The following is a 24,523-nucleotide window of genomic DNA, read 5'->3' on the forward strand; positions in this document are numbered from 1 at the left end:
CAATTGACCGTTTTCGAGGCACCCTAAATGAAAACAACAGCCACACCGCATCCTGACGCATTAAAAACTAATCTGGCCCAGCGCCTCAAGCGCATTGAGGGGCAGGTCCGTGGACTGCAAAAGCTTATTGAGAACGATACCTACTGTGATGACGTTCTAATGCAACTGGCATCCGTGCAATCGGCGTTGAATGGCGTCGCTAAAAAACTCCTGAGTCAGCATATGCAGACTTGTGTCAAAGCACGCTTAAATGCCGGTGATGACTCGGTACTCACCGAGCTTGATACCACCATTGAACGACTGCTAAAACGCTGAAGCCCCATCCATCAACGAATCTACCGACAGGTGACGCGATGAAACAACAGACTATGCAATTACAGCTCAGTGGCATGAGTTGCGCCGGTTGCGCGAAAAGCATCGAGCGTGCGCTCAGTGAGGTCAATGGGGTTGATGAGGTTCACGTCAACTTTGCCACCGAAATCGCTGCTGTAAAGGGCACCAAACTCGATGGGCAGAAACTCACTGCCGCCGTAAAAGCGGCTGGCTACGATGCGCAAGCGATAGACCATAGCCAACCGGCAACGAGTGACCCGCAAGCACAGGCACAGCAGCGACAACTGGTTAAGTTTATTATCGCTGCCCTCCTCTCTCTGCCACTTTTATACACCATGTTCGGGCATTTCAGCTGGACTGAAGGGGTACCGGTACCCGACCTGCTGATGTCCCCCTGGCTACAGCTCATGCTGGCCACCCCGGTGCAATTTGTCATCGGCTGGCAGTTCTATCGAGGCAGTTACCATGCCTTGCGCGGTGGCGCGGCGAATATGGACGTTCTGGTCGCATTAGGAACCTCCGCGGCATACTTTTACAGCATCTATCTGGCCTGGTTCGACGACACTTTCCAACGTCATGACGGCCTCTACTTTGAAACCAGTGCCGTACTGATTACTCTGATTGTGTTAGGGAAGTGGTTTGAAGCCCGGGCTAAAGGCCGCTCTTCAAATGCAATTCGCCAGCTGCTCGAGTTACAACCGGCCAAAGCCCTGCTAGAGCAAGATGCTGATAGCACCAAGCAGGTTGCTGTTGCTGATCTTCAGGTCGGTGACATTGTCCACGTTCAGCCGGGACAGAATGTGCCCGTTGATGGTGAAGTTATCAGTGGGTCAAGTGCCATTGATGAGTCCATGTTGACGGGTGAGAGTATGCCTGTCAGTAAATCGGCCGGCGACAAAGTGATTGGCGGTACCTTGAACACCACCGGTTTTATCCGGGTGCAGGTCAAACAAACTGGCGCCGATACTGCATTGGCTAAAATTGTTAAAGTGGTTGAACAGGCGCAAACTTCGAAAGCGCCGATTCAACGCTTAGCGGATAAAGTCGCTGGTATATTTGTTCCTGTCGTCCTCGTCATTGCCTTGCTGACCTGCCTGATCTGGTTCTTCTTGCTGGCCCCGGGTGACTGGCGACAGGCGTTCGAGTCCACCGTTGCGGTGCTGGTTATTGCCTGTCCTTGTGCGTTAGGCCTGGCCACCCCTACTTCCATTATGGCGGGTTCAGGACGCGCCGCCCAGGCAGGTGTACTGTTCAAACAAAGCGCTGTACTGGAAATGACGCATACCATCGACACCATTGTGTTCGATAAAACCGGCACCCTGACCGAAGGTAAGCCTAAGCTGACGGATTTTGAGCTGCTGAGTGAGACCATATCCAAGTCAGCTATCGCTGGCTTGTTACTGGCTGTCGAGAAGCAATCCGCCCATCCTTTGGCGCAGGCTATTGTTCGCGGCACTGAAAGTCTCACTGAATCTGCTACAACGCCCAAGGTGAAAGAATTTTCTGCATTACATGGTAAAGGCGTCAGCGCCACTATTATCGGGCTGGACGGTGATGTGGAGCACACGCAGCACGCTCTGATCGGTACGCTGCGGCTACTAAAAGAGCACGATACTGTCATCAGCCCCGCTGCGGAACAGCGCTTTCAGGAGCTGCAACAGCAAGGTAAAACGGTGATGGCCGTTGCCGTCAACCAGCAACTGGTCGCCTATGTCGCGGTTGCAGATACCTTGCGCGAGACAAGTAAAAACGCATTACAGCTGCTGCGCCAGCGCGGCCTCAAATTAATCATGCTGACCGGTGATAACCGACAGACGGCACAAGCGATCGCTGAGCAACTGGGCATTGACGAGGTCATAGCTGAAGTCTTACCTGAAGACAAAGCCAGGCAAATTAAGCAACTACAAGCTGAAGGCAGGTGCGTGGCCATGGTCGGAGATGGTGTTAACGATGCTCCTGCGCTGGCGGTAGCGGATGTTGGCGTGGCGATGGGCTCGGGCACTGACGTCGCTATTGAAACAGCAGATATTGCATTGTTACGCGCTGATCTGCAGACCCTGGTGCATGCCATTGAGATGAGTGAACTCACACTGCGTAATATTCGACAAAATTTATTCTGGGCCTTCGCTTATAACACATTAGGTATTCCCATTGCTGCAGCAGGTCTGCTTGCACCTTGGCTGGCAGGCGGCGCCATGGCGCTAAGTTCGGTGTCAGTCGTACTCAATGCGCTGCGGTTGCAAAGGGTAAAACTATCGAGTGTGCAATGACGAACGATGACAAGCATTGTGGCTCTGCCATGCTTAGTTTATCTTAGGGGGGTCAATTCGCAATTTTGGGTGCTTTATGCTCGCAAGTATTATGATCGCCAGTACACTCGCCGCAACGATGTTAACCAGTGCCACGGCAATAGAGCTAGAAAGACTTCCGACCCGCCCGGACGTGCACTGGATAGGAGTCAGCACGCCTAGTCCTGATGTGGTCTGGATCAGCGGTAGTAAGGCCACCATCGCGCGCAGCGTTGATGCCGGGCAAACCTGGAATTACAGCACCCCCTCCAACTCAACCCTGGAGTTTCGCGATATTGAAGGCCTAGATGATCAACATGCCTTTGCCTTGAGCATTGGCAAGAATGGCAATTCGCGCATTTATTACACCAACAATGGTGGCGACAGCTGGCAGCTGCGTTACCGCGCCGGTGGCAACCAATTTCTAAATTGCTTTGCCATAGCTCCAGAAACGAATGAAGTTTGGGGCTTTGGCGATAGTATCGATGGCAAGTGGGATCTGTTGCGCTCTACTGATGGCCGAAACTGGCTGTCGTCAAGCAATGCCGTAGGTAGCCCGCCACTTAGTGCTGAAGGCGGCCTTGCTGCCAGTGGCGGTTGTGTGCGTTATGGCAAAAATGCCTGGGCGATTGGCACCGCGAATGCTGCAACCGCACGCTTACTTGTTAAACGCAGTTTTGGTATCCGCTTTAAAGCTATAGAAACACCTCTACCTGCGGGTCCCGGTGCCGGAATCGCCAGCGTCTGGCCATTCGCTGAAGATCACGTGCTCATGGTGGGAGGTGACCTGAAGCATGCAGAGCGCCGTCCGCGCATCGTCGAGTACAAAGACGATAGTTTTACACCCTTGGCCGAGCCGCCCCTTAGCGGCGCACTTTATAGCCTCACAGTAACGCGAGATAAACAGCTGATTGTCAGCAATCCGTCGGGCGCAGCCCTGTTGCCCTCGGTCGACAGCAACAACTGGCTGCCTCTCAGCGATGCCAACATCTGGAATTCAGCCTGTAATGTTGATGCCTGTTACTTCGTCGGGAAAGAAGGCTACACGGGCAAGCTTAGCTTGCCAGTAACGCCATCCCCCCAGACACGTGACTAACATTACAAAAGCCGAACCGGGTCAGAACTTGTGCCGCCACTGCACTGCGATTGCCTGAGCGGCATAAGCAGATGATAGGCCGGTTTTTGAAGTCTTCCCGGTGGTCATAAAGAAACTGTACGAGACGGGTCAGCGGCACGTTCATGACTTGCGCTGGTAATTGCAGTGGGGTGACCTGATGTTCTTGTTGCTCACGCACGTCAAGTACCAGTGTTTCCGGCCGGCGCAACCATTCCTGCTGCTGTTCGGGCGCAATATTGACCAACTGGCAGGGCTGCCCTTCCCCTTTTAATTCGCGCAATTGAGAGGCAATGGCGAAGTCATCATCCCACTTCCGACAGACCAAAGTATGCTCACCTAACACGCTTTCCAGCACCTGCGGTGCCGCTTGCTCGCCGACAAAGGCAAAGTCCACTCGCGCGCCAGCGGTGGGTTCAATCGGTGAGCTCAATAGATACACCGGCTGCCGGCTACCGACCCGGTACAAGCGCCGATTGCCGACCAGTAAACAACCGTCCGTGGGCACATCGCAATCGACCGGCGTGGAGCAATCGGCCTGAGCAGCTAATGGCCAGCCGACGTTATCGCGTTCAGCATCGCAGCCACTGGCACACAGCAACTGTGCCAGCATGGCTGCAGTACTGTCATCGCCTTGTGGCTCTGTGGTCACTACAGCTTTTACACGATAGTGCTGACACGCTACTAATTTCTCTATCCGGTCAGCGAGTTGCGGGATGGGGTCGATAACGGCCATTTCACGTGCAGAGCGGTCGATCACCAGATAGCAGCATTGAGCATCGAAGCGCAGCTGCACGACACCGTCCAGCTCACTGTCGAAGTCTTCATTGGTATCACTCAGTAGTAAACAGGAATGCCGCAGTGCTTGCGCAGCTTCTTCAATCCGCGCACAAGCCGCGTCAACGGTCGCCTGCTCCGTGGCCGGACCAAAGGACAACCGAATCGCCGACTGCGAACGCCAGTCATCAAGGCCCATGGCGTCCAGTACGTAGCTGCGGGTGACTTTTGAACTGCAGGCCGAGCCGGAGCTTACGCGAATATTGGCGGCGTCAAAGACGTCCATAATATCGCGCGAAGGTACGCCTCTTACAGAAAAGTTCAGGGTTGTTGGCACTGAGTATTCAAACGCATGATTCAGTTCCAGGGTCGGAAATGCAGTGCGCAAAGCTGCCAGCAATTGCTCACGATACGCCCCCAGGGTCGCTACCGGCTTAAAGACTTGCTGCTCACGGTCAAGCAACAACTCAAACAAAGTGTGCATGGCCGCTATACCCGGCAGGTTTTCAGTGCCTGAACGGAAGCCCTGCTCCTGGCCACCACCGATGATGAGTGGCGTAAAGGCAGCATGTTCGCGTACATATAAAAAGCCAATCCCTTTCGGTCCGTAAAGCTTGTGACCGCTGAATGGCGCATAGTCGATGCTGGTTTGCGCCAGCTGTAACTGCCCTTTACCAAGCATCTGTACACAGTCGACCATCCAGGGAACGCCTGGTGCATGTTGGCGAATGACCTTTTCAAGCGTCGCTAAATCTTGACGAACGCCGGTCTCATTATTTACCGCCATGGTTGAAATCATCAAGGCGTGTGGCAAGTGCTGAGCGATAAAATCAAGATCCAGTAAGCCATTTCGATCGACTGGAATCGCTTTTAACTCAGCCTTTGTCCCTAGTAACTCGTTCCAGTGAGCAAGAGCCTGAGGAACGGCTTTGTGCTCCGTCGCACCGTAGAGAAGGTACTTTCCGGCGGTAACCTGGCCCTGCTTCCGCGCTGCGGTCAGCGCAGACAGCACAGCGGTCTGAATGCCTTCTGTTGCGCCACTGGTAAAAACCAGCTGCCCGCGTTCGGCGCCAATCACCTCACAACCTAAGCGACGCGCATTATCCAGGATGTAACGTGCCTGCAAACCGGTAATATGGCTGCTGCTAGGGTTACCAAACACCTGTTCCATGGTATGTGATACGGCACGCGCAATTTGCGGCAACACGGGAGTAGTTGCATTGCAATCAAGATAAATTTCATCATCTTTCGGACGTATGTGTACTGGCGTGACCATAATCACCACTTTAGTGTTGGATTTTTAGTAATTGTGCACTTAGTTGATTCGGTTTTTTTGCCACTCTTGTTCTTTTGCCATGCGCGCTTTTTTATCATCACAAGGCTCATCACAATCGCAAGCTTTGTCCATGCCAAGGCTGGCAATACCGCCGCAACTACCTGAGATGGTTTTGCGTTGTACAATAAACCCAACCGACATGGCCAACACCACAACTAAAAAGATGCCGAAAACTAATAAAAATAACCCCATGCGACCTCCTGAGTTACTGCAAAAAAGGTTTGAACGCTGTACTAGTGTACTCTTTAAACTCGCCGTTTTCACGTGCGATCAACATCACCGCCAGTTGCTGGGCTTCAGCAAAAGCCAAAGCTGCTTCTGGTCCCATCACCGTCAGCGCAGTCGCGTAGGCGTCGGCATCCATACAGCTGTCGGTAACCACCGTCACCGAGACGAGATTATGCTGTACCGGACGGCCCGTACGTGGATCGATAATATGGGAGTACCGAATCCCATTCTGTTCAAAGTAATTACGATAGTCGCCAGATGTTGCCACGGCATTATTACCAGGCTCAATGATACGTTGGGCAGCTCGCTGGGTGCTTTCCGGCCGTTCGATGGCGATTCGCCACGGTTGATTGCCAGGCTTGCTACCTTTCATGATCATCTCACCACCGATCTCGATCAGGTAGTTCTGGATCTCCATCTGCTCGAGTAAGCGCGCGACCCGGTCCACGGCATAACCTTTGGCAATAGTTGACAGGTCAACGTAGAGGCCGGGAACATGTTTTTGCAATTGATGATTTTCAACCGTTAAGTGTTGATAACCCATCTGCGCCAGCGCAGTGGCAAGCTCTTCATCAGAAGGCACCCGCTCAGGCCGTTGTTCAGGACCAAAGCTCCATAAGTTAACAATTGGACCTACAGTCACGTCCAGCAGACCGTCAGTTTGCTCCGCGATCTCTAACGAGCGGCGCACCACCTGTTCCAGTGAACGTGAGATCACCACCGGCTCAGTCGTTTGCTTTTTATTAAACAGGGATAGCTCTGACTGCGGATCATAGGTCGACATTTGACTGTTGATCTGCTCGAGCAGGCCATCGACCCGTTCCTTCACTTTCTCCGCATCATGCCGGGGATTCGCCGAGACATAGCGAATATGGTAGGTCGTACCCATAGTATCGCCAGACACCGCGACCTGCTGCGGCGCATGGCTACAAGAAACGAAAAAGGCTAGCCCTACCAGGGCTAGCCAAATTAGACGTAATGATGATTGATTCACCTTACTTATCCACCTTTTTATCCGCCGAAGTCATCCAGCATGATATTTTCGTCTTCCACGCCCAGATCCTTGAGCAAGTTAATCACTGCGGCATTCATTACCGGTGGACCACACATGTAGAATTCACAATCTTCAGGCGCTTCGTGATCTTTCAGATAACGCTCGTAAAGAACATTATGAATAAAACCAGTATCGCCATCCCAATCATCTTCCGGCTGCGGATCAGAAAGTGCCACATGCCATTCAAAGTTGTCATTCTCACGTTGCAACATATCGAAGTCTTCAACGTAGAACATTTCTTTCTTCGAACGTGCACCGTACCAGAAGCTGATCTTACGATCGGTGTTAATACGACGGAGCTGGTCAAAGATATGCGAACGCATTGGCGCCATACCAGCACCACCACCAACAAAGACCATTTCCGCCTCGGTTTCTTTGGCGAAGAACTCACCAAACGGACCAGAAATAGTGACTTTGTCACCCGGACGTAAGCTAAAGATATAAGATGACATTTTACCTGCTGGCAGGCTCAGGTCGTTCGGCGGCGGTGTTGCACAACGCACGTTCAACATGATGATGCCTTTCTCATCCGGGTAGTTCGCCATCGAGTAAGCACGCACAACTTCTTCATCAACCTTGGATTCGATATCAAAGAAACCAAACCGTTCCCAATCGCCACGGAATTTCTCTTCGATGTCGAAATCTTTATAGCGAATGTGATGCGGTGGAGCTTCGATCTGGATGTAGCCCCCTGCGCGGAAAGGTACGTCCTCTCCTTCTGGCAACTGCACCACAAACTCTTTAATGAAGGTCGCGACGTTATCGTTCGACTTCACTTTACAGTCCCACTTACGAATACCGAAGACTTCCTCGGGAAGTTCGATCTTCATGTTTTGCTTAATGTTCACCTGACAAGACAGACGTACGCCTTCACGCGCTTCTTTCTTGTTGATGTGGTCACGCTCGGTCGGCAGAATATCACCACCGCCCTCAGTAACTTTCACGGTGCACTGGCCACATGAACCACCACCACCACAGGCAGACGATACGAAGATACCCGCATTCGCCAAAGCGCCTAATAACTTGGTGCCTGGCTGCGTGGTAATTTTCTTGTCTTCATCTTCGTTAATCAAAATCTCGACATCACCCTGGGGTACTAACTTTGATTTAGCGAACATAATGATCGCAACCAAAATCAATACGATTAGGGTAAACATGCCTACGCCGAGCGCTATTAATGTCAATTCTTGCCCTTGCATCGACTCGTACCTCTTAATTATCCGTTGCTAGTGTTACTGGTGCTGTTACAGGGATACGCCAGAGAATGACATAAAGCCCAATCCGATCAGACCCACTGAAATAAAGGTAATACCCAGGCCACGTAAGCCATCAGGAACGTCAGAGTATTTCAGTTTCTCGCGCACAGCTGCCAAAGCAACAATCGCCAGCGCCCAACCTACACCACTACCAATACCGTAAACGACACTTTCGCCGAAGTTATAGTCACGCTCAACCATGAAAGAAACACCACCGAAGATGGCGCAGTTTACGGTGATCAACGGCAAGAAAATACCTAGTGCGTTGTAGAGAACAGGCACGTATTTATCCAACGCCATTTCCAGGATCTGAACCAAAGCTGCAATTACCCCGATGAACGCCAGGAAGCGCAGGAAACTCAGGTCCGCATCTGGAAATCCAGCCCAGCTCAAAGCGCCTGGGGCCAGAATGTTGTGATAAATAATATTGTTTACCGGTACCGAGATACCTAACACCACGATGACGGCAACGCCCAGACCAAAAGCAGTGCTTACTTTTTTCGATACTGCCAGGAACGTACACATCCCCAGGAAAAACATCAGGGCAAGGTTTTCGATGAATACCGATTTTATAAATAAACTTACATAAGCTTCCATGATCGGCTCCTTAATCCTTTGGCTCTACTTGTTCTGGACGGAAAGTACGCAGTATCCAGATGAACGCGCCAATAACAAAGAACGCGCTTGGCGGGAACAACAGGAATCCAACCGGTTGATACCAGCCACCCTCTGAAGCCAGAGCGAAGATTTGCGTACCGAACAGGCTACCTGAACCAAATAGCTCACGGATAAAGCCGACAAACAGCAATACCACCGAGTAACCCAGACCGTTACCGATACCATCGAGGAACGAAAGGCCTGGCGAGCTCTTCATCGCGAAAGCTTCCGCGCGTCCCATAACGATACAGTTGGTAATAATCAAACCAACGAAGACCGAGAGCTCTTTAGCGATGCTGTAGGCATAGGCACGAAGTATCTGGTCAACAACAATAACCAGACTCGCGATAATCGTCATTTGCACGATAATGCGCACGCTTGATGGAATATGATTCCGAATCATTGAGATAAACAAGTTCGAGAATGCGGTAACCATGGTCAGTGCGATACACATGACCACGGTATTTTCCATCTTCGACGTAACTGCCAATGCCGAACAAATACCAAGGATCTGCAGGGCAATAGGGTTGTTCGCAAAAATCGGTCCAAACAGGACTTCTTTCATTTCTTTTGCACTACTAGCCATTGTTCAGCTCCCCCTTGCGAATTTTGTCTAAAAGTGGGCCATAAGCCTTGTCGCTAAACCAGTAATCAACCAGGTATTCAACACCATTACTGGTCAGTGTGGCACCTGATAATGCATCGATATCATGGTTTTCCTGGGCTGGGTTCTTCATCACGTCGAACTGCACTTCTTCATAATTGTCGCCGTAGATTTGTTTACCTTCCCACTGGGCCACCCATTTAGGGTTTTGAATTTCACCACCTAAACCTGGTGTCTCACTATGCTCGTAAAAGTTCACACTACGAACAGTCGACAAGTCCGGTTGCAAAGCGATCAGACCATACATGGTACCCCACAGTCCGTAACCACGGATGTAAAGCACTAAGGTCTGCAGTTCACCTTGCTCATTATTGATGAAATAAACCTTGGTTACGTCTTCACGCGCGCCGATACCTGCGATGTCCTCGCTCTTATCGAGTTTGGTGCTCCATTCAGGCTTATTCGCAGCCGCGATGGGATCGTAGTTCACCGGCCCCAGGTCGTTGGCTTGTTCAACCACTTCCAGGGTGTTCAAGTTAATCAACTTGGTCTCAACCCGCTGGTTAAAGAGTTCAACGACGCTGGTATCCGGCTGCAGCAAGCCAGCGGCGTCAAGTACGTTACGCTGCATATCTAACGCTGCATTCTTCTGTTGAATAGGCTTTAAGCCCACAGCTGCACCAGACACGACAACGGCGCAAACCAAACAGAGGATGACGACAACGAGTAATGTTTTACTTAACGATTCGTTTTTCTTATCAGCCACGAGCTAACCTCCGTTTAATGTTCGCCTGTACAACAAAGTGGTCAAACAGCGGAGCAAATACGTTCGCGAACAGAATCGCCAACATGATGCCCTCTGGATAAGCAGGGTTCACCACACGGATGAGTACAGTCATGGCGCCAATCAAAAAGCCATAGAAAAATTTCGCGCGGTTGGTAAAAGATGCCGAGACCGGATCTGTCGCCATAAACATCATACCAAAGGCAAAACCACCAACAACTAAGTGCCAGTGCCAAGGCATCTGGAACATAGCATTGGTTTCACTACCAATCACATTGAACAGCAGCGACAGCGCCACCATACCCACAAACACGCCTGAGACAATCCGCCAGGACGCAATGCGGAAATAAATCAGTGCCAGACCACCAATCAGGATCATCAGCGTTGATACTTCACCTACGGAGCCTTGAATGTTGCCGAGGAAAGCATCCCACCACATGTCCATGTTATCGAAGTAGTTTTCACCTACCGCAGCCCGACCAAGTGGGGTTGCGCCGGAAAAACCATCGACCGCGGTCCAGACTTTGTCGCCCGAAATCTGTGCCGGGAACGCAAAATAAAGGAACGCCCGACCGGTCAATGCCGGGTTAAGGAAGTTACGACCCGTGCCGCCAAAGATTTCCTTACCGATGACCACACCAAAGGTGATACCCAGAGCCACCTGCCATAACGGAATGGTTGCTGGCAAGATCAGCGCAAACAGCACTGAGGTCACGAAGAAGCCTTCGTTAACTTCGTGCTTACGCACTGTTGCAAAGAGCACTTCCCAGAAACCACCAACGATAAAGGTCGTGGCGTAAATAGGAACAAAGAAGCAGGCGCCATACCACATTTTGGTACCCCAGCCTGCATCAGCGAAATCACCGCCAAGAAGATGGAACAGGCCAACCTGCCAGGCATCGGAAAGCTCATAGCCAGTGGCTAACGCCATCGCTGCCTGGTTACCCACGTTGTACATGCCCCAGAACATCGCCGGGAAAGTCATCATCCACACCAAAATCATGATGCGTTTCAGATCAACATTGTCTTTTACGTGGGTCGAATTTTTAGTGACCTTACCAGGCGTATAGAGAATAGTTGCCACGGCTTCATACAGGGCATACCACTTCTCATATTTGCCGCCTTTTTCAAAGTCCGGCTCAATCCGCTCAAGATAATTTTTTAAGCCCATGATTAGACCTCTTCTTTCTGAATCGTGGTCAACACGTTACGCAGCACCGGGCCGTACTCATATTTACCTGGGCAAACATAGGTACATAGCGCCAAGTCTTCTTCGTCTAGCTCCAGACAGCCCAATTGCTGAGCTTCGTCGGTATCACCTGACAGCAAGTCGCGTAACAGAATCGTTGGAAGAATATCCAACGGCATGATGCGCTCATAGTTGCCGATAGGCACCATTGCGCGGTCTGAACCATGAGTTGAAGTGGTCATGGTGAACAATTTTTTCGGCAGCAAATGACCTGCAAAAGCACGCGTCACTGAGTGTTGATCGACACCAGGTTTAATCCAACCAAGGAATTCTTTCTCATCACCCTCAGGCAGCACGCTCACTTGCATGTGGAAGCGGCCTAACCACTGATGGGCATCATCGACCTTATGGCCGTTGAGAATTGAACCAGAAACAATGCGTTGCTTACCATCAGCAAGCTCGCCCTTGGTGAGCTCCTTCAGGTTTGCCCCCATTTGGGTACGCAGTAAGCGTGGATTTTTCACGCTAGGGCCACCCACGGCAACAACGCGCCCGGTGTAAATTTCACCGGTGGTGAACAATTTACCGTAAGCAATCGCGTCCTGATAAGTAATGTGCCAAACCTGTCGTTTGACGCTGACCGGTTCCAGGAAATGAATGTGCGTTCCGACCAAGCCTGCTGGGTGCGGACCTTTAAAGCTTTCGACCTGAACCTCAGCATCGCCGGTTTCTACTTTCGCATCGGCAGCCTTGGTCACATAAACCTTGCCTTTAGTCAGATTGCTCAGCACTTTCAAACCATCAACAAAGGCTTGCTGCTCTTCCGCAATAATGACGGCGGGATCACCAGCTAACGGATTTGAGTCCATTGCATTGACAAAAATAGCCACGGGTTCAGCATCAAGCTCTGGCGAGCGGCTGAATGGGCGGGTGCGTAAGGCAACCCATTGACCTGAGTTGTTTAATTGTTCGACAACTTTTTCCCGGTCAAGGTTAGCCAGCTCTTTGCTTTCGTATTTCGCAAAGGTTTCTTGCTCGTCACCATCGATTTCGATGACAACAGCTTGCAAGACACGCTTGGCGCCACGCAGTACGTCTTTAACAACGCCAGCTGCTGGTGCGGTGAATTTAACCCCTGGGTTTTTTTTGTCTTCGAAAAGTACCTGGCCTTTTTTTACGCGATCCTCAACCTTGACATGCATGGTTGGGCGCATACCCACATACTCTTCACCCAGAACGGCAACGGTGGTGATGGACTCACCATCTTCGATAGTTTGCTGGGGAGCCCCGGCGATCGGGATATCCAGCCCTTTCTTGATCGTAATCATACGCGTTTGCACTACTCGTTAGGGAAGATGAATCTTTCTTCAGTAACGCTGCTCAAGCAGCCCCCTGAAACCTGATAAATCATATAGTTAGCGCAATAAGCTAGGGCGAGCCGAGAACTCACTGCACTGAACGAATTTTATACATAGTCACCTAGGGCGGGCATTTTAGCACTTTTGTGCCGTGCGTTACCACCTTACACGGCACATTTTTGAGGTACTAAAACCAGTTTATGAAGTGATACGTAACTGAGCCTGAATCAAGACCAGTCCACTTGCGGATCGACATCGGCATCATAGTCAACGCCCGCCATACCAAATCCAAATAGTTTCAGAAAGTCAGAGTGATACTCTTCGTAATCTGCCAACTCATGGAAGTTATCCTGGTTCACTTTATCCCAGAGCTCTTTCACTTTAGCCTGAGTTTCTTCATTGGTTTCCTTGCCATCCATACGCATGCGCCCGGCTCCATCGAGGATCGGCTCATCGCCGTATAGCCCCTCGCTGAATAAGCCATAAATCTGCTCAATACAGCCTTCGTGGGTACCTTCGTCTTTCATGACACGATAAATAAGCGAGATATAGAGTGGCATAACCGGAATTGCCGAGCTGGCCTGGGTCACCAACGCCTTTAAGGATGAAACATAGGCTTCCACATTGAGCTCGCGGTGCTCGCCGCGAATCGCTGTCGCCGCGCGGTCCAGGTCTTCTTTCGCTTTACCGATGGTGGCATGACCATAGATAGGCCAGGTCAATTCTTTACCAATGTAGGTGTAAGCTGTGGTTTTCGCATTGTCGGCTAGAACATCGGCGTCTGCCAAGAATTTCAGCCAACGTTCCCAGTCTTCGCCACCCATCACTTTAACGGTGTTTTCAATTTCTTCTTCAGTGGCCGGCTCAAGGGTGATTTCCTTCACTTCGTCCTTGTCCGTGTCGTAGGTCTTGGTCGTATAGGCTTTACCCACGGGCTTCAATGTTGAACTGTAAACTTCACCAGTATCGGGGTCTTTACGCTTAGGCGACGCCAGGCTGTAGATCACCAGATCAACTTTGCCCATATTGGCTTTAATTTTTTCGATGGCTTGCGCTTTCACTTCGTCGGAGAAGGCATCGCCATTAATGGTGTCTGCGTACAAACCCTCTTCATGCGCAGCATCATGAAAGGCTGCTGTGTTGTACCAGCCAGCAGTGGCAGTTTTACGTTCGGTCGGTTCTTTCTCGAAGCATACGCCCAGGGTCTTCGCGCCAGCGCCGAAAGCGGCGGTAATGCGCGAGGCAAGGCCGTAGCCCGTTGATGAGCCAATCACCAGCACACGCTTTGGCGCGCCTGCAATCTCGCCTTTGCGCTTCACGTAGTCGACCTGTTCCTGCACATGCTTAGCACAGCCCACCGGGTGCGCATTTGTACAGATAAATCCACGAATCTTTGGCTTAATAACCATAATATTGTCCTGTTCCTTGTCTCGCTTTAGGTCTCACTGTACCTGTAGTTTAACCGACAGCTGGCGTAAAACACATCTGATTAGTTTAGTCTTTCTACAAAGAGGTCATGAGCTTGCATCAACTTTACTACCGCCGCGACAGGCCGGTGAACCCGGGACCTGGCGAAGGTTTTCCCACTCAGCGGAGGTATAGGTGTGCAATGCCAGTGCATGCACGGGCCCGGCCAACGCCGCGCTTAAGAGTTTATTAATCGTGCGATGGCGCTGCAGTAGACGTTGTCCGCTGAAGGCGTCGCTGACGATGACCACCTTAAAATGGGAATCGTCCGTTGGGGTGCCGTGCAAATGACTCTCATTGGTCACTTGCAGATAGGTGACAGGTAGGCCTTCGTTGAGCTGTCGCTCGATGAAGCTAGCTGTATCCGGCGTTAACGTAGATTGCTCTGGCATAAGTTAATTTTCCTCGCTCGAACTATCAAGGGCACTGAAACAAATCCGCTTGTCGCGCCCCAGCCGCGCCAGCGCGTCTAGCAATGAAGGCATGGGCTTTTCGCGCGCTGTCGCAACGCGATAAGACTGTGAGCTGACGGTGCCCCACTCCTGCCACAACAATACCCCGTGCTCGCTATACAAGGCGGCGAGCTCAGCGAGTCCTCGCTGACGGCGCTGCGGCAATGCCGAGGGTTCCTGCACCAACCGCCAGCGATTCAAGTCTTCTTCTGTTGCCAGCAGCGCATCGTTGATCTTGTTGCGACAAAAGCTTAACTGGAGGGTGCCTTCGCTGACCTTCCAATCGGCATTGGGAAGGTGCATCAGGTTCACCTGTTGCACTCGCTGCAGCGCACTGTCATCAGAAACTGTAGCTGGTGAACAGCCGACCAGCAAACCGAGTGCTGCGAAAAGCGGGAGAAAAAGACCGTTGAGCTTTGCCATACAAAGACTTTCTTTTGTAAACGAACCGAGGGGCTATCATAACGCAGATGAAAAGACAGGAGAACATCCTTGTTCAGTCGAAATGGTGTTATTCCTTAACTCCATTTCTTAATCCTTAAACGAACTTTATACAAGTCGTTTACAAAAATCAACTCCTGTAATCAACACTATTTAAACTTTTCAATCTTCTTTTTCTCGTTTCTGCTTAACTGCTTGCTCTTCCGAGGTTTCTTCCACGGTCACTAGTGCAATAATCTGCCAGCCTGGTTTGGGCTCAAAGGTGTGATCCGTTGTAAAGACATGAAACGATTTCCGCTCATCCATAGCAAACATCGGGATAGCACGGTTGCCGTAGCGCTTCTGATAATCTGTGAAGTTGAAGTTTTCAGTAAGATTAGTGGTTTTCATTTGCGCGCCCTGAAAAGTCAGGCTGGCCAGCTTCGAGAAGGTGACCCCTTTACCGAAAAGTTTTAAGCGTTCCCGATAACTTTCCGATAACTGATTGCGTGCCGGCGCTTCGTGCTCATTGGTGGGCAAGCCGTAAATTTTGCTGCGACTGAACCAATCCATAAAGTGCAGGGCGACAACCGGGTTCAACTGTTTGTAGGGCGATAAAATCAATACCCTTCCTATCCCCGTCAAATCCATGTTGTTTTCCGCATGATCGGAGGTCGGATTGCCAAAGTACACGGGCAGATTTTCCATCCGCGCCTGTTTGATATTTTCCCAGTTGGTGTCGGCCAGCAATACAGGTAATTCCTGCTCTTTAAGGGCCTTGGCGATACGCCGGGCCGTGATATTGGCACCAAAAATCAGAAAGCCGTGTGCGGGTGGTTCCCGTAATTTCAGTGCGTGGGCAAGCGGCTTGGCCGTCAGACTTTGCAATACCACTGTGCTCAGGATGACTAAAAAGACCAGCGGCACCAGAAGTTCCGCTTCCGCCCAGCCATCTTGTTGCAGTTTCAACGCAAATAGCGCCGAAACTGCAGCGGCCACAATCCCTCGAGGTGCAATCCACGACAACAGTATCTTTTCTTTAAAGTTCAGTTTGGTGCCGATGGCCGATAACCAGACGCTTAACGGACGCACGACAAAAATGATGACCGCAAGCAATACCACCGCAGGCATCCCCAGCTCACTGAAGGCTGCCATGTCAAGACGCGCAGCAAGAATGATAAACAGGCCGGAAATCAACAATACGCTTAAGGTTTCTTTAAACTCAAGAATATCGTCAAGGTTGAGATTACGGGTATTGGCCATCACCATGCCCATTACCGTGACTGTCAGTAGCCCGGACTCGTGCTGCAGAGCATTTGACGCGGCAAAAACACCCAGCACGATCGCCAAGGTAGCGACATTTTTCAGATAATGTGGGAACCATTCTTTGCGTAAGGCCGTGCCAAGCAGTTTACCGGCAGCGAAGCCTAAGGCAAAGCCAACGCCGATGGTAATGGTAAAGGCTTGCACAGCCTGCATCATGCCCGCGCCCTGGCTGGCAATAATGAATTCGTATACCAACACCGCTAACAGCGCGCCAATGGGATCAATGATAATCCCCTCCCAGCGCAGGATATTGGCAACGTTTGACTTAGGCCTGACCGAGCGCAGCATCGGCATGATCACGGTGGGTCCTGTCACCACCACTAAAGCCCCAAATAAAGCCGCAAGTTCCCAACCAAAATCAATCAACAGATAAGCCACGACGGAGGCTACAATCCAGGTGACCAGCACGCCGATGCTGACCAGGTGGGTCACCATGCGGCCGTGGCCACGAATTTCATTGAGCTTAAGGGTCAGGCTGCCCTCGAAGAGGATGATTGCGACCGATAGGGACACCACCGGAAACAACAGGTCGCCAAACAGGGTATTGGGGTGCAACCAGCCGAGGCCGGGACCCACCAACATACCGACGAGCAACAGAGGCAATATCGCTGGAATTTTGAGGCGCCACGCCGACCATTGGCATAAAATCGACAGCACACCTATGAGTGCAAGAGCTGACATACTTGACATAATTTAAGGTACTCCTTGTCTTTCCAGTAACTGTCATTACCTCTAATGAGATACTTCATCTTGCTAGTTGATAATCATTCGCATTTAAGTACAATACTAGAATATCCATTTCGCACTATTACGAGGTTAGCCCCTTATGAGATTACCGCAAATGCAAAAACTCTTATCGCTGAGTGCCTTAGCACTCGCATTCTCGGCATCTATCGCCAACGCAGCAACAGTAAACGTCTATTCTGCGCGAAAAGAAGCCCTGATCAAACCCGTACTGGAACAGTTTAGCGAAAAAACCGGCATTGAGGTGCGCTTACTGACCGGAAATGGCAATGCTTTGCTCGCGCGGCTTGAGAATGAGGGGGAAAATACTCCCGCTGACTTATTCCTGACCGTTGACGCCGGAAATCTCCATCGCGCTGCTGAAGCAGACATATTTCAGCCAATTACAGATAAAAGTATCCTCAGCAAAGTGCCTTCGCACCTGCACGGTACTGATAACCTGTGGATTGGTCTGAGCTTACGCGCCCGACCTATTTTTTACGCCAAAGACCGGGTCGACCCAAGTGAGCTTTCAGGTTATCAGGATCTTGCAGCAGACAAATGGGATAACAATGTTTGTATTCGCTCATCTGATAACATTTATAACCAGTCACTGACGGCTGCTCTGATCGAGCACTGGGGCGTTGAAGAAACCGAGAGCTGGGCCCGTGGCCTGGTCGATAACTTTGCCAAGCCTCCGGTCGGTGGTGACCGCGACCAGATCAAGGCCGTCGCCGCTGGGGTCTGCGACCTTGCTGTTGCCAACACCTATTATCTGGGGCTGATGGAAGCATCCAGCGATGCCGAAGAGCGCGAAGCCGCTAGTAAAGTTGCGATATTCTGGCCTAACCAAACTAGTTTTGGCACCCACGTAAATGTCTCGGGGATCGGTCTGACCAAGCATGCGAAGAATAAAGCAGCGGCGCAGCAGCTGATGGATTATCTGCTTTCACCTGAAGCCCAACAGTGGTACGCCGCAACCAATAACGAGTACCCCGCAGTTGAGGGGGTCGAGTGGAGTGAGCCGCTACAGAACTGGGGCCAGTTTAAAATGGACGACCTGGAAATGGCCGTGCTTGGCGAAAATAACGCAGTTGCTGTCAAACTAATGAACCGCGCAGGCTGGCGTTAATGCTGTCAAAGTGGCGACAAATCTCCCTGGTAGCCTCAGCACTTATGCTGGGGCTTCCTTTATTTGTCATTGTCGCCGCCCTGCTTGCCCTGCCTTTGGGGGGCGATTTCACCACTCTCTCCCATTTGTGGGATACCGTTATCCCGGAATATGTGCGGCACTCACTGCTGCTCATGCTGGGTGTCGCCGTTGGCGTGATAACCCTGGGCGTCGGCACCGCCTGGTTAACCACCAGCTGTCGCTTCCCGGGACAACGCATCCTTAGTTGGGCATTGCTGCTCCCGCTGGCAATGCCTGCCTATATCACGGCGTATACCTACACCGGTATGCTTGACTATAGTGGCCTGGTGCAGACGTCCTTGCGCGATGCTTTTGGCTGGGGCTACGGTGATTATTGGTTCCCGCAAATTCGCAGTCTTGGCGGCGCAATTGTGGTGCTGAGTCTGGTGTTGTTTCCTTATGTTTACCTGATTACTCGCGCGACCTTCCTGCAACAGTCGGCGACCACCCTGGAAGCCGGTCGCAGTCTAGGCCTATCCCCCTGGCAATGCTTCTGGCGTATCGCTCTACCGCTGGCCCGGCCCGCCATTGTCACCGGTGCCACGCTGGCGTTGATGGAGACCCTTGCTGATTACGGCACGGTGCAGTATTTCGGCGTCACCACCTTCACCACCGGAATCTTCCGTACCTGGTACGGACTGGGCGATTTAACCGGTGCGCTACAATTGGCGGGGCTCTTACTGGCAGCCGTCATCGCATTAATTTTGATTGAGCGCTGGTCGCGCAAACAAGCGCGTTATGACCAGCGCAACCCGCGACCTGCCGCACCTTTTCAGTTGCGTGGCAGCAAAGCCTGGCTGGCAAGTGCCGCGTGCTGGCTGCCATTACTGCTTGGCTTTATCCTACCCGCGCTGCAGTTGACCAGCTGGTCGATCGAGCGCTGGCAGGTGTGGACCGATGCGGATTTCTGGCAGCTGGCCTGGAATAGTTTTGCCTTGGCGTTTACCGCGGCCCTGCTGGTGGTGACGGTTGCACTTTGGCTTGCTTACGGGCGTCGGCAACTGCCCACGAAACTGGTGCGCACCAGCGTCGCCTTTGCCGGCCTGGGCTATGCCATTCCGGGATTGGTGATTGCAGTTGGCTTGCTGGTCTTGCTCAGCGGCGCAGATCAAATGATTATTGCTGCCAGTGAGAGCCTGTTTGGCTGGGATCCCGGACTGTTACTTTCAGGAACTCTATTCGCATTACTGTTCGCCTATACCGTCCGCTTTTTAAGTGTTGCCCTGCAGACGGTGCAAGCGGGACTCGCCGAGATCCGCCCCAGTATGGATGAGGCGGCGCGCATCCACGGCTACCGACCGTTTCAGGTGCTCCGCGCCATTCACCTGCCGTTGCTGCGGCCAAGTGTACTGACTGCCATCATTCTGGTCGGTGTCGATGTCCTGAAAGAACTTCCGGCAACACTGGTTTTACGCCCCTTTGACTTTAATACCCTTGCGGTGCGGGCTTATGAGATGGCCGGTGACGAGCGTCTGGCGGATGCCGGACCACCGGCGCTAATGATGGTCATGGTGGGCTTAATTCCGGTTATTCTGCTTTCGCGAGCTATGTTAAAATCGCAGCAACATGCATTGAAGGAGCAAGATTTTGTCCCTGTTACAGCTTGATCATTTACAAGTGAATATTGGTCAGCAGGCTATTGTCCGTAGCGTGACGGTGAGCCTGGAAGCAGGGGAAATCGGCTGTCTTCTCGGTCCCAGCGGCTGTGGTAAAACCACCCTACTCCGTGCCATTGCTGGCTTTCAGCCGGTGGCCACTGGCAGTATCAGTCTTGCTGGCAAAACGGTTTCAGCTCCCGCCTTCACCCAAGCCCCGGAAAAACGTGGCATTGGCATGGTATTTCAGGATTTTGCGCTATTTCCTCATCTCACCGTTGCCGACAACATTGGCTTCGGTATGCGCCATGCCAGTCATGCTGAAAAGCTTTTGCGGGTTGATGAACTGCTTGAGCGAATCAGCTTACCGGGTTATCAAAGCCGCTACCCCCACGAGCTTTCCGGCGGTCAGCAACAACGTATCGCGCTGGCCAGAGCACTGGCACCGCGGCCACGCCTGCTGTTACTTGATGAGCCTTTCTCTAGTCTCGATGCCGAGCTGCGCGAGCGACTTGCCATAGAAGTAAGGGAGCTGCTGAAAAAAGAACAAATTACCGCCTTACTGGTGACCCATGATCAGCAGGAGGCCTTTGCTATGGCCGATAAAGCCGGTGTGATGTACCAGGGGGAGTTGTTGCAGTGGGAAACGCCCTATCAGCTTTATCATCAGCCACGGCATCAGATGGTGGCTGACTTTATTGGTCACGGTGTGTTATTGCAAGGCACGGTCAACGCCAGCGGCGCGATGGCATCGCCGCTGGGGATGCTGGAACATCCAAGTCTGAACAACGTGGAGGGTGGAACTCCGGTCAATTTCCTGGTCCGCCCTGATGACCTGGTCCCGGATCCTAAGTCGCGGCTACGCGGCAGAATCAAAGCGCGTGGCTTTCGCGGTGCGCACAACCTGTACAGTGTCGAGCTGGTCAGTGGTGTCGAAGTACTCACTTTGAGCCCCTCCCACGAACAGCTGGAGGTCGGCTCTGAGATTGGCTTACGCCCCGACTTTGACCACCTGGTGGTGTTTGCTGCGGATCACTGCGAACTCCCCGGCTTCCATAGCCAGGCCCCGGCATTTAAACCGGTGTTACCAAAAGCGCAAACGGCGTAGTAAAAGGAATTCGACCACCGCAATCACCGCCAGCGAGCCACAAAAAATCCAGAAGGCCTGATCGCTTTCTACGCCCGGCATACCACCGATATTGATGCCAAAGACCCCGGTCAGGAAGCTGATCGGTAAAAACACACCAGCGATAACTGACAGCCAATAGGTATTACGATTCATTTTCTCGGCAACTTCCTGCTGCAGATGTTCTCGCAACATCCAGACCTGCTCCAGTAACATTTCCAGCGACTCTAACTCCCGCTGCGTACTATCGCGTTCGTTTACCAGCCACTGCACATTGTCTGTCTCCAGCCATTTCACCGCATCTACCGCCAGGCGCTCAATGGCTGTCAGCTGTGGGCGTACAAAGCGGACCAGCCGTAACATGCGCCGGTGTAACTGGGTGAGATGTCGTTGCCGCTCGCTGGTGCCACCAGTCGTATCGTCTTCCAGCTGCTCCATTTCAGCTTCAATCACGTCCAGCAGCTCTTCCAGCCTGTTGTTGATTTCTTCTATCAGCATCACCAGAAAGTCGTGCAGCGACTCTGGTCCTTGTTGCTGTTTTAACCGCTCGCGTAGCACTCCGACCGAGCGCAAAGGCCGTTTGCGGAAGCTGTAAATATTCCCTTTGTAATACAAGATCCGCAGACTCAGCATATCCTCAGGCCGCTCACCTTCGGTCAGATTGACCCCTTTTAAAATCAGTAAGAAACCATGGGCGTTGCGCTCGAACCGTGGCCGGGTATCCTCTTCCAGCACCGCATCAATTAAGGGTTCCGGGATGCCTGAGTTTTGCAACCACTCCTGGATACCGGGCTGATCACGTTGAATGTGAAACCAGCTATTTTGTCGATCATGGAAGTCGCTCTCAATCGCCTGGGCGGGATGAGTGCTGAAGTCCCAACTATCGATCATAAATTCGGGACGTTGCTCTGTCATACGTGCTCCTTGAAATCACATTCCCAACGACTAATGTTTAACGTTACAATAGCAGCCACAAGGCAATTCGACATCAACTATAATCAAAAGGACAGTACATGTTAATCGCTGTTGTCGCAGTACTTTTTGGTCTTGCTTTACTGGTCTGGAGCGCGGATCGCTTCGTTGATGGTGCAGCCGCAACCGCTGACCATTTAGGTATGCCGCCGCTACTTATCGGCATGGTTATTATCGGTTTTGGCACCTCGGCACCGGAGATGGTGGTCTCCGCGTTGGCGTCAATGCAGGGTAATCCAGGACTCGCTCTGGGTAACGCCTACGGTTCCAACATCACCAACATCGCGCTGGTGCTGGGTATTACTGCTGTGTTAGCGCCTATCGCCGTGAGCAGTCAGGTATTAAAGCGCGAAATGCCCATCCTTATTGCGGTTACCTTACTCGCCGCCTGGCCCCTTTACGATTTGACCATCACCGCTATTGAAGCCTGGATGTTACTGGCGATTTTCGCAGCCTACATGGGTTGGAGCATTTATCAGGGCATGCGCGGCAAAGACGACGCCCTCGCGGCAGAGTTCGATCAGGAGCTCAAAGCCCACAAGATGCCCATCGGCAGGTCTGTAGTGTGGCTGGTTGTCGGTTTAATTCTATTGGTCATCAGCTCAAGAATACTGGTCTGGGGCGCGGTTGATATTGCCACAGCACTTGGCGTCAGTGACCTGGTGATAGGCTTGACGGTGGTTGCTATCGGAACATCCTTGCCAGAATTAGCATCGGCCATCGCAGCGGTGCGTAAAAACGAGCATGATCTTGCCTTTGGCAACGTGATCGGCTCAAACATGTTCAACACATTGGCAGTAGTGGGTATCGCCGGGGCCATTCACCCTATTCAGCTCGAAGCTCTGGTCCTTAGCCGTGATTGGCTAACTATGACGGCGCTGACGTTCTTACTGGCAATCTTTAGTTTCCGCATTAATCGCCCCACCCGACTGAACCGAATTCAGGGTGTAATACTATTACTTTGCTATAGTACCTATACTATCTATCTTCTGAAAACGGGGTTCTAAAATGATGCAAGAACGAGCGATCAGTTCAGCACAGCGGCTGGGTTACGCCGGGCTTATACCTTTTCTCGTCTTTACCATGGGCGGGTTACTGGATGTTTACGCTGATCATTCGTTAAGACTCTTCGTCATTTACAGTGCACTCATTCTGAGTTTTCTCGGTGGTGTGCACTGGGGGCTGGCGATGGCACGGGATGATAGTCCCACCCGCGAATTGCGCTGGAGTATGTTACCGACCATCGTCGGTCTGGCACTTCTCTTTGCCGGAGTATGGATCACCCCACTGACCATGCTTATTGTGCTGGCCTTTGCCCACCTGTTCTGGCTCAACTTCGAAAAACGCCATGTTCGCAAACACCTTTGGTACATTGAGCTGCGCTCGCGGCTGACCTTTACGGTCGTAGCGTTGCATGTGATTTTGATCATTATTTCACTGTAACTTACCAGACAGCACAACACAGAAGCAAAACACGGTTGCGAATCGTTCGCATTTGTATTATTATTTGGATCAGGTTTGAAGCGAGGTCCTTATGTACGTTTGTCTCTGTAAAGGTGTAACAGATAAAACTATCCAGCGTGCCGTCCACGATGAAGGCGTCAGCAGCATGCGCGAACTTCGCCAGCAATACGGCGTTGCCTCGCAGTGTGGTTGCTGTAAAAGCTGTGCCAAAGACGTTTTGACTGAAGCTGTTAAAGAGCGAAATACTCGTTTTCTTGAAGATGCCTTATTGCAAACAACGGTATGCTACACTTAAGCTAGATATCATTATCATCTAGCTAGGAGTGTGTAATGCAAGGCGAACCTAAAGTTCTGCAAGAACTTAATCGAATTCTTACCCGCAAGCTCACAGCCATCAACCAGTACTTTCTACATGCGCGCATGTACAAGAACTGGGGTTTTGATGCGTTAAACAGCACCATTTACAAAGCGTCCATTGAAGAAATGAAGCACGCCGATGTCATCATCGAGCGGCTGCTCTTTCTTGGTGGTCTTCCCAATCTTCAGGATCTTAGCAAGCTCTTTATCGGCGAAGAGCCGCGCGAGATGCTTGAGTTAGATCACAAAATGCAGGCCGCTGACGTTGAAGCGTTGCGTGAAGCCATCACCCTTTGTGAAAAGCATCAGGACTACGTTACCCGCGATCAGCTGAGTGACATCCTGGACCAGCAAGAAGAGCATCTTGACTGGTTAGAGACGCAACTGGAACTGATTACCCATCTGGGTCTGAGCACCTACCTACAAACCAAACTTCATAAGGAGTCGTAAC

Annotated in this window: 24 protein-coding genes; 10 read left to right on the forward strand and 14 right to left on the reverse strand. The window is 51.6% G+C overall.

All coding sequences use genetic code 11. The features are described from left to right. Positions 1 to 27: 27 nt before the first annotated feature. The 3 genes from J6J34_RS00165 (at position 28) to J6J34_RS00175 (ending at position 3,717) form a co-directional block, all read left to right on the forward strand. Positions 28 to 315, forward strand: a complete 288-nt coding sequence (locus tag J6J34_RS00165; protein ID WP_301719835.1) for a metal-sensitive transcriptional regulator — start codon at positions 28 to 30, stop codon at positions 313 to 315. Positions 316 to 353: 38 nt separating this feature from the next. Further along, complete coding sequence (locus J6J34_RS00170) at positions 354 to 2,603, forward strand: heavy metal translocating P-type ATPase (protein WP_301898276.1); 2,250 nt, start codon at positions 354 to 356, stop codon at positions 2,601 to 2,603. Positions 2,604 to 2,679: 76 nt separating this feature from the next. Continuing rightward, positions 2,680 to 3,717 (forward strand): WD40/YVTN/BNR-like repeat-containing protein, encoded by a 1,038-nt coding sequence (locus J6J34_RS00175; protein ID WP_301719833.1) that lies wholly within the window; start codon positions 2,680 to 2,682, stop codon positions 3,715 to 3,717. On the opposite strand, the gene J6J34_RS00180 is transcribed toward J6J34_RS00175, so the two are convergent. From J6J34_RS00180 to J6J34_RS00240, 13 genes are all read right to left on the reverse strand, one after another. Then, entirely contained in the window at positions 3,677 to 5,788 is a 2,112-nt protein-coding gene (locus tag J6J34_RS00180) for an aminotransferase class V-fold PLP-dependent enzyme (protein ID WP_301774552.1), read from the reverse strand. The genes J6J34_RS00175 and J6J34_RS00180 overlap by 41 nt on opposite strands. 39 nt (positions 5,789 to 5,827) lie before the next feature. Continuing rightward, a complete protein-coding gene (gene nqrM, locus J6J34_RS00185) occupies positions 5,828 to 6,040 on the reverse strand; it encodes a (Na+)-NQR maturation NqrM (RefSeq protein ID WP_301719830.1) in 213 nt (70 codons plus the stop codon). A gap of 13 nt (positions 6,041 to 6,053) precedes the next feature. Beyond that, a complete protein-coding gene (locus J6J34_RS00190) occupies positions 6,054 to 7,070 on the reverse strand; it encodes an FAD:protein FMN transferase (protein WP_301898277.1) in 1,017 nt (338 codons plus the stop codon). 17 nt (positions 7,071 to 7,087) lie between these two features. After that, positions 7,088 to 8,314 carry an NADH:ubiquinone reductase (Na(+)-transporting) subunit F gene (gene nqrF / locus J6J34_RS00195; protein ID WP_301720789.1) on the reverse strand — a complete coding sequence of 409 codons (1,227 nt, stop codon included), beginning with the start codon at positions 8,312 to 8,314 and terminating at the stop codon, positions 7,088 to 7,090. A gap of 60 nt (positions 8,315 to 8,374) precedes the next feature. Further along, on the reverse strand, positions 8,375 to 8,983 hold the full coding sequence (gene nqrE / locus J6J34_RS00200; protein ID WP_301719828.1) for an NADH:ubiquinone reductase (Na(+)-transporting) subunit E: 609 nt from the start codon (positions 8,981 to 8,983) through the stop codon (positions 8,375 to 8,377). 10 nt (positions 8,984 to 8,993) lie between these two features. Then, positions 8,994 to 9,629, reverse strand: coding sequence for an NADH:ubiquinone reductase (Na(+)-transporting) subunit D (locus J6J34_RS00205; protein ID WP_301719827.1), 636 nt, complete (start codon positions 9,627 to 9,629; stop codon positions 8,994 to 8,996). Next, on the reverse strand, positions 9,622 to 10,413 hold the full coding sequence (locus J6J34_RS00210; protein WP_301719826.1) for a Na(+)-translocating NADH-quinone reductase subunit C: 792 nt from the start codon (positions 10,411 to 10,413) through the stop codon (positions 9,622 to 9,624). The genes J6J34_RS00205 and J6J34_RS00210 overlap by 8 nt, the downstream gene beginning before the upstream one ends. Then, entirely contained in the window at positions 10,406 to 11,602 is a 1,197-nt protein-coding gene (locus J6J34_RS00215) for an NADH:ubiquinone reductase (Na(+)-transporting) subunit B (RefSeq protein WP_301719825.1), read from the reverse strand. Before J6J34_RS00215 ends, J6J34_RS00210 begins: the two co-directional genes overlap by 8 nt. Before the next feature lie 2 nt (positions 11,603 to 11,604). Then, entirely contained in the window at positions 11,605 to 12,948 is a 1,344-nt protein-coding gene (locus J6J34_RS00220; protein WP_301719824.1) for a Na(+)-translocating NADH-quinone reductase subunit A, read from the reverse strand. A 257-nt stretch (positions 12,949 to 13,205) separates the two neighbouring features. Continuing rightward, positions 13,206 to 14,387 (reverse strand): enoyl-ACP reductase FabV, encoded by a 1,182-nt coding sequence (gene fabV / locus J6J34_RS00225; RefSeq protein WP_301898278.1) that lies wholly within the window; start codon positions 14,385 to 14,387, stop codon positions 13,206 to 13,208. Positions 14,388 to 14,492: 105 nt separating this feature from the next. Continuing rightward, a complete protein-coding gene (locus J6J34_RS00230) occupies positions 14,493 to 14,837 on the reverse strand; it encodes a BolA/IbaG family iron-sulfur metabolism protein (RefSeq protein ID WP_301774550.1) in 345 nt (114 codons plus the stop codon). 3 nt (positions 14,838 to 14,840) lie between these two features. After that, positions 14,841 to 15,320, reverse strand: a complete 480-nt coding sequence (locus J6J34_RS00235; RefSeq protein WP_301774549.1) for a hypothetical protein — start codon at positions 15,318 to 15,320, stop codon at positions 14,841 to 14,843. 180 nt (positions 15,321 to 15,500) lie between these two features. Then, entirely contained in the window at positions 15,501 to 17,333 is a 1,833-nt protein-coding gene (locus tag J6J34_RS00240) for a cation:proton antiporter (RefSeq protein WP_301774548.1), read from the reverse strand. A 136-nt stretch (positions 17,334 to 17,469) separates the two neighbouring features. Between J6J34_RS00240 and J6J34_RS00245 the strand changes: the two genes are divergently transcribed. The 3 genes from J6J34_RS00245 to J6J34_RS00255 are packed head-to-tail and all read left to right on the forward strand — an operon-like array spanning position 17,470 to position 21,261. Beyond that, on the forward strand, positions 17,470 to 18,498 hold the full coding sequence (locus J6J34_RS00245) for a Fe(3+) ABC transporter substrate-binding protein (RefSeq protein ID WP_301898279.1): 1,029 nt from the start codon (positions 17,470 to 17,472) through the stop codon (positions 18,496 to 18,498). Further along, positions 18,498 to 20,165: an ABC transporter permease gene (locus J6J34_RS00250; protein ID WP_301719817.1), complete on the forward strand. Its 1,668-nt coding sequence runs from the start codon at positions 18,498 to 18,500 to the stop codon at positions 20,163 to 20,165. Before J6J34_RS00245 ends, J6J34_RS00250 begins: the two co-directional genes overlap by 1 nt. Beyond that, a complete protein-coding gene (locus J6J34_RS00255) occupies positions 20,152 to 21,261 on the forward strand; it encodes an ABC transporter ATP-binding protein (protein ID WP_301898534.1) in 1,110 nt (369 codons plus the stop codon). The genes J6J34_RS00250 and J6J34_RS00255 overlap by 14 nt, the downstream gene beginning before the upstream one ends. On the opposite strand, the gene J6J34_RS00260 is transcribed toward J6J34_RS00255, so the two are convergent. Beyond that, complete coding sequence (locus J6J34_RS00260) at positions 21,238 to 22,194, reverse strand: CorA family divalent cation transporter (RefSeq protein ID WP_301719815.1); 957 nt, start codon at positions 22,192 to 22,194, stop codon at positions 21,238 to 21,240. The two genes, J6J34_RS00255 and J6J34_RS00260, sit on opposite strands and share 24 nt — an antisense overlap. Before the next feature lie 98 nt (positions 22,195 to 22,292). Here J6J34_RS00260 and J6J34_RS00265 point away from each other — a divergent pair, with 98 nt between their 5' ends. The 4 genes from J6J34_RS00265 to bfr all read left to right on the forward strand — a co-directional run bounded on the left by J6J34_RS00265 (position 22,293) and on the right by bfr (position 24,522). Beyond that, positions 22,293 to 23,258 carry a calcium/sodium antiporter gene (locus tag J6J34_RS00265; RefSeq protein ID WP_301719814.1) on the forward strand — a complete coding sequence of 322 codons (966 nt, stop codon included), beginning with the start codon at positions 22,293 to 22,295 and terminating at the stop codon, positions 23,256 to 23,258. Between the two features lies 1 nt (position 23,259). Beyond that, on the forward strand, positions 23,260 to 23,694 hold the full coding sequence (locus J6J34_RS00270) for a DUF3429 domain-containing protein (protein ID WP_301719813.1): 435 nt from the start codon (positions 23,260 to 23,262) through the stop codon (positions 23,692 to 23,694). Positions 23,695 to 23,785: 91 nt separating this feature from the next. Beyond that, positions 23,786 to 24,010, forward strand: coding sequence for a bacterioferritin-associated ferredoxin (locus tag J6J34_RS00275; RefSeq protein ID WP_301774544.1), 225 nt, complete (start codon positions 23,786 to 23,788; stop codon positions 24,008 to 24,010). A 35-nt stretch (positions 24,011 to 24,045) separates the two neighbouring features. Further along, positions 24,046 to 24,522: a bacterioferritin gene (gene bfr / locus J6J34_RS00280; RefSeq protein ID WP_301719811.1), complete on the forward strand. Its 477-nt coding sequence runs from the start codon at positions 24,046 to 24,048 to the stop codon at positions 24,520 to 24,522. Position 24,523 lies beyond the last annotated feature (1 nt).

Source organism: Pseudidiomarina terrestris, from assembly GCF_030466405.1.
Taxonomy (GTDB): Bacteria; Pseudomonadota; Gammaproteobacteria; order Enterobacterales; family Alteromonadaceae; genus Pseudidiomarina; species Pseudidiomarina terrestris.